We start from the raw sequence: 16,926 nt of genomic DNA on the forward strand, positions 1-16,926 counted from the left end.
TAAAATATAGACTCGTGCAGCCGGGGTGTTAGCGGTACCTTGTACCTACAATCCGCTATAGTAGGGGTGATATTGCGCAGAGGGCATTTTTCTTTCGGAGCTGCCCTTAATAAGTGGCGTTGATGACTGGGTCTTACGCGACGGGAATCTGTGAACCGTGTCAGGTCGGGAACGAAGCAGCACTAAGCAGAATCTCCCGGGTGCCGTAAGGCAGCCTGGTCTGAGTTAACTGTTAAGGTAACGTCCGGGAGAAAGTGTTCGAAGCGCAATGCACGTTTTTTATTTCTTGTTTTTATTTTCTCCCCGTTTTTTCAATTTCTTGGTTTCTCTTAGTTCTCTGAAAAAATCTTTCATCATCTGACTGCATTCTTCTTCTAAAACTCCTGTTTCCAGCTCAACTTGATGATTAAATTCCGGCATCTGCAAAAGATTTAAAATAGATCCGGCACATCCGGCTTTTGGATTCATACAGCCGACCACAACCCTGTCAATCCTTGACTGCACCAGTGCACCGGCGCACATCTGACAAGGTTCCAGTGTCACATACATCGTACAACCTTCCAGCCGCCAGTCATCTAATTTCTTACTCGCTTTTTTGATCGCCGCCAACTCTGCATGAGCCAGTGTATTCTTATCAATCGTCCGGCGATTATATCCCCTGCTGATGATCTTCCCGTCCCGGACAATTACACAACCAATCGGTACTTCCCCGATCGCATATGCTTTCTTTGCCTGTCTGATTGCCTCTTTCATGTATTTTGCATCTGTATCTGTCATCTTCCGCTATCCTTTTTCTTTATTTTCTGACACGCCTGCACCAGTATCCAAATCGCTCTTCTTCACTGTCTGCTGCCTGCGCTTCTTTTTTGTCTATGTTATCATCTACAATTGTTTCTGCAGTTTTATTTATATTTTCATCTATATTATTGTCAAATGCCAGTTCCTCTGCCATAACAAATTTCCCAAATCCGAAAACGCCTGCTGCCTGCGCTTCTTTCTCATGATACACTCCCGGTACTCCCAGATAACAGCCATCCTCTTCTTCCAGGAAAAGTAAATGCCCGTAATTATAATAGCCATGTAATAGGAAACGGTTATTCGCTAATTTCCATTCGCACCGCGGCAGCCTTGCGATCTCCCGTCTTGTGATCCGGTGTGCATTACATTTTACCATGTGCTCTGTGGCTGCTTCAGATGCGGATATCTCCGGGGAAAAATCGGTTTCTGTTTCTGAACTTATTTTCTCCGATGGCTTTATGTCTTTGCCTGAAGCATGATCTGAAGTCAGTACTGGTTCATCTTCTATCCCATCTTTTGTATCTAAATTAAGACTGGGCTCTGTATTCGACTTTTCTTTTTTAGATGTACTTTCACTTTCCTCACCCAGCCACAAGCGCTCCGGCACCACCGGCATGTCATTCCACGATGCCGCATAATAATTATTTCCTTCTTTCATAAGAAGTACGCCGCACACAGTATGGCCTTTCATTTCATAACAAAAGCGATAATTAACAGCAGGGTTGATATTTCCAATCTCACCCTGCCTGATTCCAACGTAGCCTCTGTCTTCTTCACAAAGCAGGTACAGGAACAATGTCCGTTCACTTCCGAGGCGCAGTCCCTTTCCGTGAATGTGTACCATTCCTCTTGCTCCGCTTTGTTCCACTTTTACAAAACCTACATTCCTTATTCTTTTTCCCTGATCGTATTCATACAGATATCGGATAAATTGCTTCACCATTCCACATCCTGTCTGGTTTATTTATCACAATCTATTCCATGTCCTGTTAAAAAATACCACTCCACGGCCAATCCATTGCTTTGAGTTCTTGATACAGCTGTTTGGCATAGCTGTCTGTCATTCCACAAATATAATCAGTCACCAGAAGCAGTCTTAAATACAGCCGTTCAATATCTGATTTTCCTTCTGCCTGCAAATGATACGCACTTTTATAATTGCTCGATATAAAAGAAACCATACGTACATCCAGCGATTCTAACTTCTCCGGCTCATCGTCATAGCTGATGATCGCATGCATGAACTTGTCCATCAGGAAATCCAGGACAGCCTCTTCTGCGACTTCCATCCGGTAGATCACATCGGACGTAAACACTTCCCGGTATGCCAGCTTTCCGAGCATGTCCATTAATTTCTCCGCTTCTGTATGGTAAAACAGATCATGCGGATATTTTCCTGCCATAATCTGATCATAATTAGAAGTAAATCCATAAGTTGCCTGACCGATGAGAAATCCCTGCACGCATATGATCCAGTTCTTAATCGCATACGCTTCCGGATGTGCGACATTTTTTTCTTTCCCACGTAAATACAACTCTTCCAGTACATCTGCCGGGGAAAATGTCTCTGTCTGCTCCGATTTCGTTAATCCTTGCACTTCTTTCAGCTCTTCCAGCAATGTATGGTAACTGATAAATTTCTTAATAAACGCATCTTCAATATCTGCTGTCTTGTACGCAATATCATCTGCCGCTTCCAATATATATGTCAGCGGATGACGGTTACCGTTTGTTCCGGTTTCTTTTTCAATCTCCCGGAAAATCTCCTCATCCGCATAATAATATCCCATTTTTTTCTTCTTAATATCTTCTGAATGAGGATCCATCTGATGGGACGGCACTGGATACTTTACAATTGTATTCAATAACGCATATGTCAGGTTCATTCCATGCTCATCCACCAGAAAGTGTAATTTCGTTACCAGTCTGAGTGCCTGCGCATTTCCTTCAAAATGATACAGATCTGCAAGCATCTGTTCATTCAGAAGCTGATCGACCGGGCGTCCGTGAAATTCGATCTTTGAAAGATTCCTTTCAAACCACTCTCTTATCGCGACCTCACCGTAATGACCAAACGGCGGATTACCAATGTCATGGATCAATCCGGCACACTGCAAAATATTACAGATATCTTCCTTCATGTGCGGTTTGAAGCCCTCATCCTTTTTATATAACAGAATATTTTCCGCAATATTCTGTCCCAACGACCTGGCAATCGAAGATACTTCCATAGAGTGTGTCAGCCTTGTCCGTATAAAATCGCTCTTGTCCAGTGGGAACACCTGCGTCTTATCCTGCAAACGGCGGAAAGAAGCGCTTCCGATAATTCTGTGATAATCTTTTTCAAATTCACTTCTCAGATCCGTATTGCCATCCGTCCTGCGGCCGGATCCGGACTCTCTGCTTCGCTTTGTCGATAATAGCTGTTCCCATTTCATATATCTTCACGCTTTCTAATCGAGGTAAATCGGTGAAACATAATCATCACCAAGTTCTACTTTCTTTCGTTCCTGCTCACCAAGAAATGCCCACTCTGTCATATCCTGCCATTTGTGATCTTTGCGGCTGTAAACCTGTACATAACCGATACGTTTCGGATGCATCCGCACACTGTTGGACTCATATTCACGACCGGTATATGGATTCATCTCACCAATGGATAAATCCTCTGTCTCTTCTTCCTGCTCGTTCTCTTTCGCAACAGCTTCCTCAAATGCTTCTGCAAATTCCTCTTCTACCGGTGATACTTCTGCTTCTGGTTCTGTAAATTCTTCACCGAGTTCTTCCTTATATTCTTCTTCCGGTTCTGTTATTTCCGGTTCCGGCACTGGTTCCTGTTTTGGCGACGGTTCCTGTTCCGGTTGCTGTTTCTGTTCTTCCACTTCCGTCTGCTTTACGCCTTCTGCTTCCTTGTCTGCATGTTTGCCAGTCATTCTCTGGAAATAATCCTTCCAGCTGTGGTGTTTCTTTTTCTTCACCGGTTCTTCTGATTTTGCTGTCGGTTCTTCATCTTCCGCTGTTGACTCTGGCTCTTCCGGCTCCGATGTTGTCTCTTCTGCTTCTCCTGTTGTGACCTCTGAAACTTCTTCCTGGTTCTCCTCTTCAAATGTTTCCCGGATCAGTTCCTCTGTCTCTCGGAAATCATCATATTCCTCTACAGGTTCTTCCACAGGCTCTTCTACAGGCTCTTCGTAGATTTCTTCCGTTACTTCTTCCACCGGTTCTTCTTCATAGACTTCCTCCACGATCTCTTCTGTCGGCTCTTCGTAGATTTCTTCCGTTACTTCTTCCACCGGTTCTTCTTCATAAAATCTCTCTTCCGTTGATTCTTCGTAGACTTCCTCTTCCGGCTCTTCGTAAACTTCTTTCGTTGGTTCTTCGTAGACTTCCTCTTCCGGCTCTTCGTAAACTTCTTCTACTGTCTCTTCTACAATCTCTTTTTCCGGCTCTGCTGCCACTTCCTGTATATGTTCCATGCTGTCATTTTCAGCAGCTGTATCCTCTCCCAGAATATTCAATTGAAAAGGACAGCCTAATATACTCGCGATCGTTCGCATATCCTGCTCTTGAAAATTATCGCGATTCAGTCTCTGCGTCATATTCTGACGGGACATCTTCTTTCCCGTCTGCTCTTCAATGAGCTTTGCAAGCTCTTTGATCGTCATACCTTTTCTCTTTAAGATAATCTTGACTTGCTCTCCAAATGTCAAATCCAGCATAGCTTATCCTCCTTATTCTATTCCATAAAAGCTCCCCATATTTACCTTATTTATTCTATCAAATACATAAACGAGCGTCAACTTGCACACAGCTATAATACGGAAAACATATTCTACCTATTTTTGCGTTTTTACTTTGTCATCGGAACATAAATCTCCGTTTCCTTCTACCTTTTGGTGGTCCGTACCTTCCTTTCTTAATATCGTTGTACTCCTACGTTGCACTTTGGATATTTTCAATTGTACAGATACTAAAAAATACCCCACCGTTCAGTAGCTGACGTCCTCTTTTCGCGACTGTCAATACTGGATGATGGAGTATCTTCTATATTGTGAATTAAATTTTTGTTACATGGTCTGTACCACAATTTAAGAACATTCCATTTGTATTTGCTGTTCCTGTTACCCATTTATCTGAAACAGTAATTGTTTTTAACTTTGTACAATTACGGAACATCCAACCCATATGCCAAGCTTTTGCTGTATCAAAACTACTTAAATTTAAAGTTGTAAAGTTAGAACATCCCCAAAACATCCTACTAAAATCAGTAACCTTTGATGTATCAAAGTTAGTTAAATCAATATTTTTTAATAATTTACAATTATAAAACATATTCGTCATATCTGTAACATTTGATGTATTAAAATTACTTACATCTAATGTTTGTAATGAAGAACAATTATAAAACATAAATTGCATATCTTTTACTTTTGCTGTATTAAACTTTGATGTATCAATTGTTTTTAATGAACTACAATTCATAAACATATCATTCATAGAATATACATTTTCTGTTTCAAAATTACTTAAATCAATTTCTTTTAATGAAGTACAATTTTCAAACATACTTGTCATATCATCTGTTGTATTTGTATATAAATTTTCCATATGATTAATAGTAGTTAGATTTTCACAATCAAGAAACCATTCTTGACAAGAAGTAGGTTTTACCGCTCCACTGAAAGTAACTTTTTTAATTTTAGTTTTATCTTTTTTATATACTTTTGATGGTGTTCTTATTTTATTATTTGCCAATACTGTTCTTCCTTTTTGTGGAGTAATTTCAGTTTGTGAAATCACTAATTCACCATCAGAATATAAACAAGAATATACTAAACTGACATTTTCTTTTGGTTCTTCTGGTCTAGATAGAGTTGGAGTATCTGGTTTACTTGGATCTATTGTAGGCTCATCACTTGAATCATCCTTTTTTGATACAGTTACTATGCAGCTTTTACTAAGAACTTTTCCATGATATCCCTTTTTCGTTGTTTTAACAGTAATTGTTACAGTTCCATCTTTTTTAGCCGTTATAATCCCATTTTTATCAACTGTTGCAACTGTTTTATTACTAGAATTCCATGTAATAGGGCTACTTGCCTTTACTGTTGCCTTTAACTTATATGTATCATTAACATTCATATTTAATTTTGTTTTATTTAATGTTAATGAATATGGTTTCAACCGTTTGACTGTAATCGCAACAGTTTTTTTCAACTTTTTATTCTTTTTTGATTGAACCGTAATCTTTGCTGTTCCTTCTTTTTTTCCTTTTACAATACCTTTTGAAGAAATTGTTGCAATCTTTGTATTACTGCTCTTATAAGCTACAGACTTACTCGCCTTTGATGGACTTACAGACTTCACCTTAATTTGGTATGTTCCCCCAACATCAACGGTTTTCTTTGAAACATTTAATGTCATTTTTGTTGGTTTTTTACTAGCTGCATTGGTATTATTTGACACAAATAATACCATACAAATCATCAAACATAATGACATAAACAATATCTTCGCTTTTCTCCTGTTCATAGTCTTTCCTCCCTGTTATCCTATAATAATAAAATTATATCACTTGGCCCACGCGAAGTAAACTATTCGTTGCTTTCCATCAAGGATAACCACCAAAACATAATATGCCCATTTTGTCCTATAACTCCCCACTTTATCATTGGAACAGAACACTTTACTAATCAAAAATGCATACCTAAATAAAGACGGATACCAATTCATTCATTGATATCCGCCTTTATTCTGATTGTTCTTCCATCTTCATTACCTTCTACCTTTTGGTGGTCTGTACCTTCCTTTCTTAGTATCGTTGTCCTCCTGCGTTACACCTCGGACACTTTCAATTGTATAATTGAAATCGTATAACAAATGAATTATCTACAGCTCGCGTCTGTCTTATAATTTCGATTTGTTATTTTGTAATTACATTATAACCTTGTATTATATATTTGTCAATATATTTTTTGTATTTATTTTCATTTTCAGATTATTTAAGGGCGTCAGACGTTGTCCAGTGTAGGATCTTCTATCTCTTCCAGCTCCACAATATCTTCCACCGGAATTTCCATCCCGTCTTTTAATACCAGGTGATTTGTCTCAGAATCTATCCTTTTAAATATTCCTGTTGCGATTTTGTAATCTCCGCCATCTTTTTCTTTGTCTGCGACAAAATATTCACACCGGATACAAATCTCCCCTTCACTCTGGCAAATATGATCTAAAGCATAATCCAGTTCTTCCCGGTAACCTTCATCCTGTATGATCTTATGCTTTGTCAACCGGCGTTCCTCCTGCAATTCTTCTTTATGACCGGTCAGTGCAGCAAAAGGTGCGAATTGTGCTGCTCTTGCTTCCAGCGACATGCGGGGATGCTTTCTGGATGTTGGATGTGGAAGATCTATGATATCTTTGTACTTTTTTTCTGCACTCTCAAATTTTCCATACACGCTCATGCTTTGTGTCCTCCAATCTGGCTGTTTCGCTCCACTGCCGTCGCGCCTTCCTGCAGATTCATGCCTTTTAAGATTGCATTTTTCCCATATTTTTTCTTAATATCCAGCACTGCCTTCTGCATTTTCTTTTCCCGTTCCAGCTCTTCCTGCTCCTGTTGCTTCTTCTGCGGTTCATCCGGATCATTATCAAATAGCGAAAGCTGTTCAAAGCCGTTCTTTTCCTGCGCCGCAGATTCCGACACTACATGATTCGCAGTGATTGTAATACGTCTGACTAGAAGTTCCGGATCTACGATCCGGTCATATAATTCCAATACCGCTTCCATAATTTTTTTCGTTGAAGATGTCCACTTTTCTAAATTTGCCGTACCATGAGCATGCTTTGGCACTTTGCGTCCATAACGATCCGTCGCTACTTCACCTTTAAATTGACTTTTTCCTTTTTGATTTGCCAGATTCTCCCTGTCAAAACCAATGGTCAGGACAATCTGATCTGTCACCAGCTGCTTTTCCACCAGATCCAGAACCAACTGGTCTGTCATTTCCTTTACAACAAGTTTTGCCTGTTTCCCGGAATAAGGACAATGCAATACCTGTCCTGCTCCCATACTGTTCTGTTCCGGCCGGTAAGCTTTTACATATTCCATCGTACATGGCTCATATCCCCACGCATGATCGATCAATAATTCTGCATTCACGCCAAACATCTTGTATAAAAGTTCTTCATTATAATATTCATTTTCTTTCCCAATGGAACACCTCGCAATATCTCCCATCGTGTAGAGCCCTGCAGCTTCTAATTTCTGTGCATACCCGTGGCCTACCCGCCAAAAATCCATAAGTGGTCTGTGATCCCACAATATTTTCCGGTAAGATCTTTCATTTAATGATGCAATTCTCACACCGTTTGCGTCCGGCTCGATATGTTTCGCCACAATGTCCATTGCCACTTTGCACAAATACAGATTCGTCCCAATCCCTGCCGTAGCCGTAATTCCGGTTTCTTTCAGTATATTCTGTATGATCTTCTCTGCCAGTTTCTTCGCCGTTAATCCATACGTTTTCAAATAATGTGTCACATCCAGAAATACTTCATCAATCGAATATACATGCATGTCTTCCGGTGCGATATATTTCAGATATATACCGTAAATCCGGCGGCTGTAATCCATATAAAGCGCCATCCTTGGAACAGCAATAATGTATTGTAATTCCAGTTCCGGATGCTGCTTTAACTCTTCCATATTATAGGAATCTCCGGTAAACTTTCTTCCCGGAGCCAGATTTTTTCGGTTCCTGTTTATTTCGCTGACTTTTTGTACTACTTCAAATAAACGTGGTCTTCCCGGAATTCCACATTTTTTTAAAGAAGGAGAGACTGCAAGACAGATTGTTTTCTCTGTACGACTTGGATCCGCAACAACCAGATTCGTTGTCATCGGATCTAAATCACGTTCCTGACATTCCACAGATGCATAAAATGATTTTAAATCAATCGCTATATAAGTGTGTTCCATCTCGCATTCTCCCTTTCTTAATTCAGAACATATGTTCGTCTTATTATAATCTATTTTTCATATTTCGTCAAATATCTGAACCTACCGGATCTGCCACCGGTAGCTTCCTCGTCGCCATAAACAAAAAGTATACTCCCCACCCGGAAAGTATACTTTCATTATCTATCATATCTTAATGTCTCATACACATACTACTTCTTCAGTTCTCTTACCAATGCATCCACGCCAATCTTCACATTTTCCGGCGATGTAGCCAGATTCATACGGATAAATGTGCCAAATCTGCTTCCGCCGAACCAGTCGCCAAAATCAACTGCCAGATGACATCTTTTCTGCACAACTTCTTTGACTTTTTCCGCCGGAACATATGCGCCCAGATCGATCCAGCACAAATATGTTCCCTCCAACGGCGAGACTACTACATCCGGAAGTTCTTTTTCAAATGTTTCTCTGACATATGCTTCATTTTCACGGATCTGTGCTTTCACACTTTTCAACCAGGAAGCTCCTGTCCGGTATGCCGCCTCTGCTGCGATATATCCAAACGGATTACCACTTCTGACACGGATTCCATCTACAAATGTATCCCATTTCTTCCGGAGCTTATCATCTGGAATGATCACAATGGAATTCTGTCCGCCGGCAAGGTTAAATGTCTTCGACGGCGCTGTGATTGCTACCATCATATCTGCATACTCACCAACAGATAAAGACGGTACATGCGGATGTTCACTGAAGATCAGATCATGATGAATTTCGTCCGAAATCACATATACCTGATGCTTTCTGCAGATTTCAAATAATGTCTTTAACTCCTCTTTTTTCCATACACGTCCTGCCGGATTGTGCGGTGAACACAGAATAAATATTTTCACCTGATTCTCTACAATTTTCTTTTCAAAGTCTTCATAATCTATATGATATTTTCCGTCTTCGTTGATCAGATCTGAACAGATCAGCTTCCGGTTATTATTTTTCACTGCATGCAGGAACGGATAATATACCGGCGTATTGACGATCACTGCATCCCCCGGCTCTGACAGAATCTGCACAAACCAGTGAAATGCCGCAACCACACCAGGTGAAAATCGCATCCATTTCTTCTCTACCGTAAATCCGTGCTGCTCCTTTTCCCATTTTATAAATGCTTCATAATAGGACTCCGGTATTTTATAATATCCAAATACTCCCTGCTCTACATATTCTTTCAGGGCATCCACCACCCCCTGCGGCACGCGGAAATCCATATCTGCCACCCACATTGCATGTAAGCCTTCCTCGCCAAACATGCCTGTCTGGCCATCCCATTTGTTACAGTTTGTATTTTTACGATCTACATATACAAGTTCTTCCATACCATATACCATCCATTTCTTTTGTACTTGCATTTACAATGCTAACGTCATTATAGCACGATTTTTTCTATTCCCCTATCCCCCCAATATATCCTATCATTTTTTTACACAAATCATGCTGCAGAGCTTCCTAAATGTACGCTTCGTATTAATGAAAAAATTTACGCAAAAAGGCCCTAAAGTCTTTCTTGCATGAGTAAACTCATACAGATTTTAACCTTAGGGTCTCTTCTATTATTATCTCAATTTATCCACAAAGCTGCTGCCGTCACCGGTATAATCAATCTGGAACAACTCACCGATCGTAGCTGCAATATCTGCATACGTGTCTCTCGTTCCAATGTTGATTCCCTGTTTCCATGCCTTGCTATATCCAAGAAGCGGCACAGCCTCTCGTGTATGATCTGTTCCCTTGTATCCCGGATCACATCCGTGATCTGCAGTAATAAAGAGCACATCATCATCCCGCATATTTGCAAGAAATGTTCCGAGTGCTTCATCAAATTCATTCAACGCATTTGTATAACCCGGAATATCTCTGCGGTGTCCATACATCATATCAAAATCAACCAGGTTGATATAGCAAAGTCCGTCAAAATCTTTTTTCTGGATTTCGAATACTTTCTCCATATTTTTTGCATTTCCATGATTCGGTGTTGTCTCAGTCAGTCCCTGACCTGCGAAAATATCATAAATCTTTCCGACGCCGATCACATCTTTTCCTGCTGCCTTTAACTGATCCAGAATCGTCGGTTTCGGAGGCACCAGTGAAAAATCATGTCTACGGTCTGTTCTTGTAAAGTTCGGATACTCACCGACAAACGGTCTCGCAATAACTCTCGCTACTGCATGATCTCCCATCAAAATCTTTCTTGCAATCTTACAGTATTCATATAATGTCTCAATCGGTACGACTTCCTCGTGGGCTGCAATCTGAAATACACTGTCCGCAGAAGTATACACGATCAGCGCGCCTGTCTCCATGTGCTCTTTTCCATAGTCACGGATTACATCCGTTCCGGAATATGGCTTATTACAAAGCACTTTCCGTCCAGTCTGCTTCTCAAATTCTGCCAGCACCTCCTCCGGAAATCCATCCGGGTAAACCGGGAACGGTTTTGGTGAGATCACACCTGCCATCTCCCAGTGACCGATGGTTGTATCCTTCCCCTGGGAACTCTCATACAGTCTTCCATAGCAGCCTTCCGCTGCCTGATCCTGATTTCCATATCCCATATCATCAATATGGTAAATGCCAAGTTTCTCCATATTCGGAATGTTCAATTTTCCTGAATCATAACAGGTTTTCCAGGTATTACTTCCTTCATCTCCAAACTGCGCCGCATCCGGTGCTTTTCCGATTCCTGCGCTGTCCAGTACGATCCAAAATGCTCTCATCCCGGTCCCTTCTTTCTTCTTACTATTGATTCGCTTTCTTATAAGCGACAAAATCTTCTGGGTTTAAAAATGCTTCTTTATATCCAAGTTCGTAACAAAGCTGCATGGTGTATGGCTGCTCCAAATATGCCTTCTCAAGAATATCCTTTTCCTTGAACACGCTTTTCACATCTCCGTCCAGCAGTGCATCTCCTTTTGCAAATACGATTGCCCGGTCAAATGTTTCCGCAACGAAATCCATATCATGCAAAATAGAAATCACAATCTTATGCTGTCTCTGTAATTCCTTCATGATAGCCTGAATTCTCTTCTTGCCCATGTAATCCTGTGCGATCGTCGGCTCATCAAAAATAACTACCTTTGTATCCATCGCAACGATCGCTGCGATCGATACCATCTTACGCTCAGAGAGTCCCAGGTCATACGGATTAATCTTCTCTGTTCCCTTTAAGCCTACCATATCCAATGCTTTTAACGCAACTTCTTTTGCTTTATCTTTGCTCATGCCGATCTGCATCGGTCCGAACATTACTTCATCCAAAACTGTATTTTTGAAAATCTGGTCATTCGGATTCTGGAAAATAAGTCCAATATCTTTTGCTAGGGTTGCAACTGTCTGTTTGGAAATATCCTGCCCGTTAAATAAAATCTGTCCTTCTGTCGGACGCAAAAGTCCTTTTAATAATTTTACAAATGTTGTCTTTCCGGCACCGTTCTGTCCGATAATCGCAGTGGAGCGTTCATCAATCGTCAGATTCAGTCCCTTCAGGATCTCTTCTCCTGCATTGTATGAGAAATGCAGATTTTTTATCTCGATCGTATTCATAATGTCCTCCATTTCCACTACTTACATGCCAGCAGTTTATGTGCTTCGTCCAAAGTTACCGGATAATAATCTGTTCCCGGAACACGAAGTCCCAGATCTTTGCAGATTCTTGTATAAACCGGTGCAACTACACCATGTTCATCCAGATCTTCTCTTGCGAAGATTTCCTGTGGTGTGTCAAATGCAACCAACTTACCGCCATCTAATAACATAATTCTGTCGCTGTAAGCTGCAATTTTTTCAATCTTATGCTCTACCATGATGACTGTAATACCTTTTTCACTCAGCTTGGCAACTGCTTTAAACACTTCCTCGCTTCCCTGTGGATCGAGCTGTGAAGTTGGCTCATCCAATACAATAATTTCCGGATTCATCGCAATGATACTTGCGATCGCCATTCTCTGCATCTGCCCACCGGAAAGATCAAACGGAGCACGGTCTCTGTATTTTGCAATATCGAGAAGTTCCAGCGCATCATCGATTCTCTTCTTCATTTCGTCTCTTGGAATACCAAAGTTTTCCAGTCCGAAAGCAATTTCTTCATATACCGTCAATTTTGAACCTGTTACCTGATTAAATGGATTCTGGAACACCATTCCAACTTTCTGGCAAAGTTCGTCTACTTCCACATTGCGTACTTCAATATCATCAATAAAAACTTTTCCGCCATAAGCGCCACGGTAAAAGTTTGGCACCAGTCCGATAAGGGACTGGCAAAATGTACTTTTCCCTGATCCGTTACGTCCGATCACGCCGATAAATTCTCCCGGCTTAATATCGCAGGTGATTCCATCCAGTGCAAGTTCTTTCGTATCCGGATATCTGTATTTTAAATTTTCAATTTTAATCTCAGCCATTGTCTGTCTCTGTCCTTTCTGCGTATTTTATGCAAACATCATCACAAGTTTCCATACTACAGATGCCACTGTGGCAATTAATAAAATCCAGTAAATCGGACGGCTTGCAGCATTTGCATGGAATACATTCAAAAATGATTTCTTTTCTTTTGAGTTAAATCCACGAACTTCCAGCGCGATCGCACGCTCTTTTGTATCAATAAAAGAACTCATGATCACAGGAGAAATCAACGGAATAAATGCCTTCATTCGGATTAATAGACTTCCCTCAGTTTCCATACCACGGCTTCTCTGCGCATCTGTGATTGTAGACATACGCTCTGTCATCTGCGGAATCAACTGGAACAGGGATACAAATACATATCCGATTCTCGGTGAAAATCCGCGGCTTACCATACTCTCAATAATATCAGAAGGTTTTGTTGTCAGAACGAGTACACAGAAAGCAAAAATAATATTTAACACATTAATTGCAATATCTGCCGCAAATATTAAACCTTCTTTATAAAATGCAACCGGTCCAAGATCCAGTACTACAGTCTCGTTACCTGCACGGAACAATCCCTGAATAATAATTACAGTGATCAATACAAATCCAGATACTGCAAGGATTGGCAGTGTTCTGCGGATTACTTTTGACTGGGTAAGAAGTAAAATACTTAAAACAATAAATCCGATACTGATCAATTTACTTCCCAGCATTGCCGGAATTACAAGTGCTGCAATAATGTAAAAAGCCTTGCATCCCGGAGTCAGTCCATTTAAAAAGGACTGTTTATCTTCATACAAACTCAAACTTTTCATGATTAGCCTCCATTCTCTTTCCTGTCCTGCCTAGTCCAGGCTCTCGATTCTGTGATTGCTCTGATACAGGGACATCAGACTCTTCGGAAGTCCTTTGAAAAGAGCTGCTACCAACAGAAGTACTACAATTTTATCCGGGATATCTACAATGATCTCATCGATCGTAGATGCCTGCCACAGAGGGAAATGTTTGGCAACCGCTGCCGCATATGCCAGGTCTCCCCAGAGGTTACCGGTTGTTCCTCCCCAGAAAATAATATTTAAAGGAGTAGAAATCACAACTGCCGCTGCACCACCAAATATACCTGTAAGCAACGTACCCTTTAAACTCTTAAGTGCTCCGTAATATGCCATCAGCCCTACTACGATTCCGATTCCTGCCTGCGAAAATGCATAGACAGTAGAGATCGGATCCATAGTTACACCATAAATAATATTGTTAATTGCTCCGGAAATCGCTCCGACAACCGGTCCTGCCAATGCTGCTGCAAGACAGGTTCCGATGGAATCCAGCCATAATGGCAGTTTTAACATTCCTGCAAATAATTTCCCAATATAATTGATACCTACTGCCGCCGGGATCAATACAAGTGATGCCGTATTGATTTTCAGCGACCATGGGCTGTTATTATTTTTATTTTTCATTTTTCTGCCTCCGTCCTTTGTGTCTCAGTTTTTTCATAGCTTACTTGACACTACCTTTGTATCTTTCGCTCTCTTAATTCTTCTTGTCCATACGAACGATTGTTTCCAGTGCAGCAATGATTTCATGCTCTTCGCCAACTGCTGCTGCGTTGTCCGCATCTACATAATTATTAATCTCTTCTTCCAGATTTCCTTCATACAGGCTGACTGTATTTAAAATAGAAGCTGTCTTAACACCTCTTAAACCGCCAATGATAAATAAAGCGGCTGTTTCCATATCTGCACCAAGGATTCCTTTGCCTGACCAGTAGTGATCGATCTCATCCTCACGGTCTGTGTAGAAGCTATCATGACTTCTTCCACGTCCTACATGGTAAGCATATCCGAGATCCTTCGTTGCTTCGATCAGATTCATCAGTACTCCTGTATCTGGAATTGCCGGATAAATCTCTTCGATATAAGCTTTGGAAGCTCCCTCATCACGGACAGCTCCGTTAATGAGGATCAGATCTCCCATATTGATCTCCGGTTGTAATGCTCCACAGCTTCCGATACGAATCATAACTTCAACACCGATATTATGAAGCTCCTCTACTGTAATTCCTGTAGACGCTCCTCCCATTCCGGTAGAAACTGCCATCACCTTTACACCTTTATAATATCCGCTGATACTCTTCATCTCACGGTTAAATGCGATCTCTTTCACATCTGTTAAATGCTCTTTGATACGGTCTACTCTCGCCGGATCTCCCGGAAGAATCGCATATTTTGCCGCATCTTCCTCGCTGCATCTGATATGTGGCTGTAATGTACTCATAGTTCTCAATCCTTTCTTAATATATCTTCCAAAGCCTGTTGATCGCAGATTGATATTTTCCCTTTCTCGAGTTCAATAAATCCCTGTTCTCTTAACTGTTTCAATACCCGGTTGACACTTCTTGTTGTCACCGCCATCTGCTGACTTAAAACTTCTGAAGAAATCATGACAAATTTTGCATCCATTTCCATATTACGAAGCAGATACTGACAAATTCTCTGCTTTAATGTATATAGTGTATTTTCTCCCATATTCAGACACATCCGGTATGAATTATCACACAGTGTACGAATCATATATTCATTAAAATTCTTATCTGTCCGGATCCATTGTAAAAAGAACGTTCGATCCAGTTCCAGAATCCGTACTTTTCCACGCGACTGTATCCGGCTGATGTAACCCGTCTGTTTGAAGATTTCCAGTTCGCCAATATAATCGCCTTTCATATATGTGCAAAGAAGATAACGTTTTCCATGTGCTGACTCTACATAAATATCTACATACCCAGAAGCGATGATATAAAATCTGTTATGAATCTCTCCCTGGTTCAGTACAAACTGGTCCGCCTCATAATCCTTTACTTCAAAACGTCTCAAAATCTCATATGGGCACTGACGCAACATCTGAAATATTTCTCTGTCTTTTTCCAAAAGTTTTACTAGTTTTTCTAAATTTTGATCCATTTTAGTCTTCCTTCCTCACTGCAGTTTATTGGCATCAAAGAATGAAATGGATATTTCCTTATTTCCATTTCCTATTATAAAAAAATAGCGCAAAAATGTGTAGGAATTATGTCCGGCAGTTTTACTCTGTTAAAATAAAATCAAATTATTTCTGCCATGAATTCAGGACATTTGTCCTTTTGTGCTTTTATACTTTTATACTTTCGCAAACATTATTTATAGCACGCCCTTTTAAATTTACTCATTTACGTAACTATTGTCACTTCAAACGAATCCTTTTTTCTTAAAAAGTTATATACGATAATGGGGAAATTTCAACGAAAAATCTTAGAAAATCTCGTGTAAATATATTTGAAAACAAGAACATTGCTCTTATCTGCCGAATCTGCCATTGTCCACTGCTTTAAATGGTCCGCGCAATATTTAGCTACTACATTATAGCACAAAAAAGATATCCGATTTGTAATTCCTCATTACTTTATCAGATATCTTTTTTATTTATATAATATTACAAAATCCGGCACAGACAGTTTCCTCTGGCTGTTGTGGAAGAAACAGAAAAACCTGTAAGACTATGGCTTACAGGTTTTCAAACTCCCCGAGTTGGGCTCGAACCAACGACCCTTCGGTTAACAGCCGAATGCTCTACCACTGAGCTATCGAGGAATACTTATATAGTATAAACCCATGCAATATATTTTGCAAGGGGTTATAACAAATTTTTTATATACCTTCAAAACTGCATACAAGAAATACTTCATC

General features: G+C 40.4%; 15 protein-coding genes, 1 tRNA gene and 1 other RNA gene. 1 reads left to right on the forward strand and 16 read right to left on the reverse strand.

The window, feature by feature from the left end; all coding sequences use genetic code 11:
• Positions 1-12: 12 nt before the first annotated feature.
• Positions 13-276, forward strand: an RNA gene (gene ffs / locus DXC04_RS10680) — signal recognition particle sRNA large type.
• A 3-nt stretch (positions 277-279) separates the two neighbouring features.
• On the opposite strand, the gene tadA is transcribed toward ffs, so the two are convergent.
• From tadA to DXC04_RS10770, 16 genes are all read right to left on the reverse strand, one after another.
• Positions 280-777 carry a tRNA adenosine(34) deaminase TadA gene (gene tadA, locus DXC04_RS10685; protein WP_118660982.1) on the reverse strand — a complete coding sequence of 166 codons (498 nt, stop codon included), beginning with the start codon at positions 775-777 and terminating at the stop codon, positions 280-282.
• Positions 778-796: 19 nt separating this feature from the next.
• On the reverse strand, positions 797-1,741 hold the full coding sequence (locus DXC04_RS10690) for a DUF6128 domain-containing protein (RefSeq protein ID WP_118660983.1): 945 nt from the start codon (positions 1,739-1,741) through the stop codon (positions 797-799).
• Positions 1,742-1,787: 46 nt separating this feature from the next.
• The gene (locus DXC04_RS10695; RefSeq protein ID WP_118660984.1) at positions 1,788-3,236 is read right to left on the reverse strand and encodes a deoxyguanosinetriphosphate triphosphohydrolase; all 1,449 of its coding nucleotides are present in this window, start codon (positions 3,234-3,236) and stop codon (positions 1,788-1,790) included.
• Positions 3,237-3,251: 15 nt separating this feature from the next.
• On the reverse strand, positions 3,252-4,517 hold the full coding sequence (locus DXC04_RS15715; RefSeq protein ID WP_199692542.1) for a hypothetical protein: 1,266 nt from the start codon (positions 4,515-4,517) through the stop codon (positions 3,252-3,254).
• A gap of 337 nt (positions 4,518-4,854) precedes the next feature.
• Positions 4,855-6,330: a BspA family leucine-rich repeat surface protein gene (locus DXC04_RS10715; protein ID WP_118660985.1), complete on the reverse strand. Its 1,476-nt coding sequence runs from the start codon at positions 6,328-6,330 to the stop codon at positions 4,855-4,857.
• A gap of 479 nt (positions 6,331-6,809) precedes the next feature.
• Positions 6,810-7,262, reverse strand: coding sequence for a hypothetical protein (locus DXC04_RS10720; protein WP_118660986.1), 453 nt, complete (start codon positions 7,260-7,262; stop codon positions 6,810-6,812).
• Positions 7,259-8,779 carry a Y-family DNA polymerase gene (locus tag DXC04_RS10725; protein WP_118660987.1) on the reverse strand — a complete coding sequence of 507 codons (1,521 nt, stop codon included), beginning with the start codon at positions 8,777-8,779 and terminating at the stop codon, positions 7,259-7,261. Before DXC04_RS10725 ends, DXC04_RS10720 begins: the two co-directional genes overlap by 4 nt.
• Before the next feature lie 191 nt (positions 8,780-8,970).
• Positions 8,971-10,167: a MalY/PatB family protein gene (locus DXC04_RS10730; RefSeq protein ID WP_330426457.1), complete on the reverse strand. Its 1,197-nt coding sequence runs from the start codon at positions 10,165-10,167 to the stop codon at positions 8,971-8,973.
• A 204-nt stretch (positions 10,168-10,371) separates the two neighbouring features.
• Positions 10,372-11,532, reverse strand: a complete 1,161-nt coding sequence (locus tag DXC04_RS10735; RefSeq protein WP_118660988.1) for a phosphopentomutase — start codon at positions 11,530-11,532, stop codon at positions 10,372-10,374.
• Between the two features lie 22 nt (positions 11,533-11,554).
• On the reverse strand, positions 11,555-12,358 hold the full coding sequence (locus DXC04_RS10740) for an energy-coupling factor ABC transporter ATP-binding protein (RefSeq protein ID WP_117538293.1): 804 nt from the start codon (positions 12,356-12,358) through the stop codon (positions 11,555-11,557).
• A gap of 17 nt (positions 12,359-12,375) precedes the next feature.
• Positions 12,376-13,215, reverse strand: a complete 840-nt coding sequence (locus DXC04_RS10745; protein WP_021860253.1) for an energy-coupling factor ABC transporter ATP-binding protein — start codon at positions 13,213-13,215, stop codon at positions 12,376-12,378.
• 27 nt (positions 13,216-13,242) lie between these two features.
• Positions 13,243-14,019 carry an energy-coupling factor transporter transmembrane component T family protein gene (locus DXC04_RS10750; protein ID WP_021860254.1) on the reverse strand — a complete coding sequence of 259 codons (777 nt, stop codon included), beginning with the start codon at positions 14,017-14,019 and terminating at the stop codon, positions 13,243-13,245.
• 30 nt (positions 14,020-14,049) lie between these two features.
• Positions 14,050-14,664: an ECF transporter S component gene (locus DXC04_RS10755; RefSeq protein ID WP_117538290.1), complete on the reverse strand. Its 615-nt coding sequence runs from the start codon at positions 14,662-14,664 to the stop codon at positions 14,050-14,052.
• Positions 14,665-14,737: 73 nt separating this feature from the next.
• Entirely contained in the window at positions 14,738-15,481 is a 744-nt protein-coding gene (locus DXC04_RS10760; protein WP_021860256.1) for a nucleoside phosphorylase, read from the reverse strand.
• A 5-nt stretch (positions 15,482-15,486) separates the two neighbouring features.
• A complete protein-coding gene (locus tag DXC04_RS10765) occupies positions 15,487-16,164 on the reverse strand; it encodes a Crp/Fnr family transcriptional regulator (RefSeq protein WP_021860257.1) in 678 nt (225 codons plus the stop codon).
• 594 nt (positions 16,165-16,758) lie between these two features.
• Positions 16,759-16,830: transfer RNA gene (locus DXC04_RS10770), tRNA-Asn, on the reverse strand.
• Positions 16,831-16,926 lie beyond the last annotated feature (96 nt).

The organism is Dorea sp. OM07-5 (assembly GCF_003481355.1).
Lineage (GTDB): Bacteria > Bacillota > Clostridia > Lachnospirales > Lachnospiraceae > Dorea_D > Dorea_D hominis.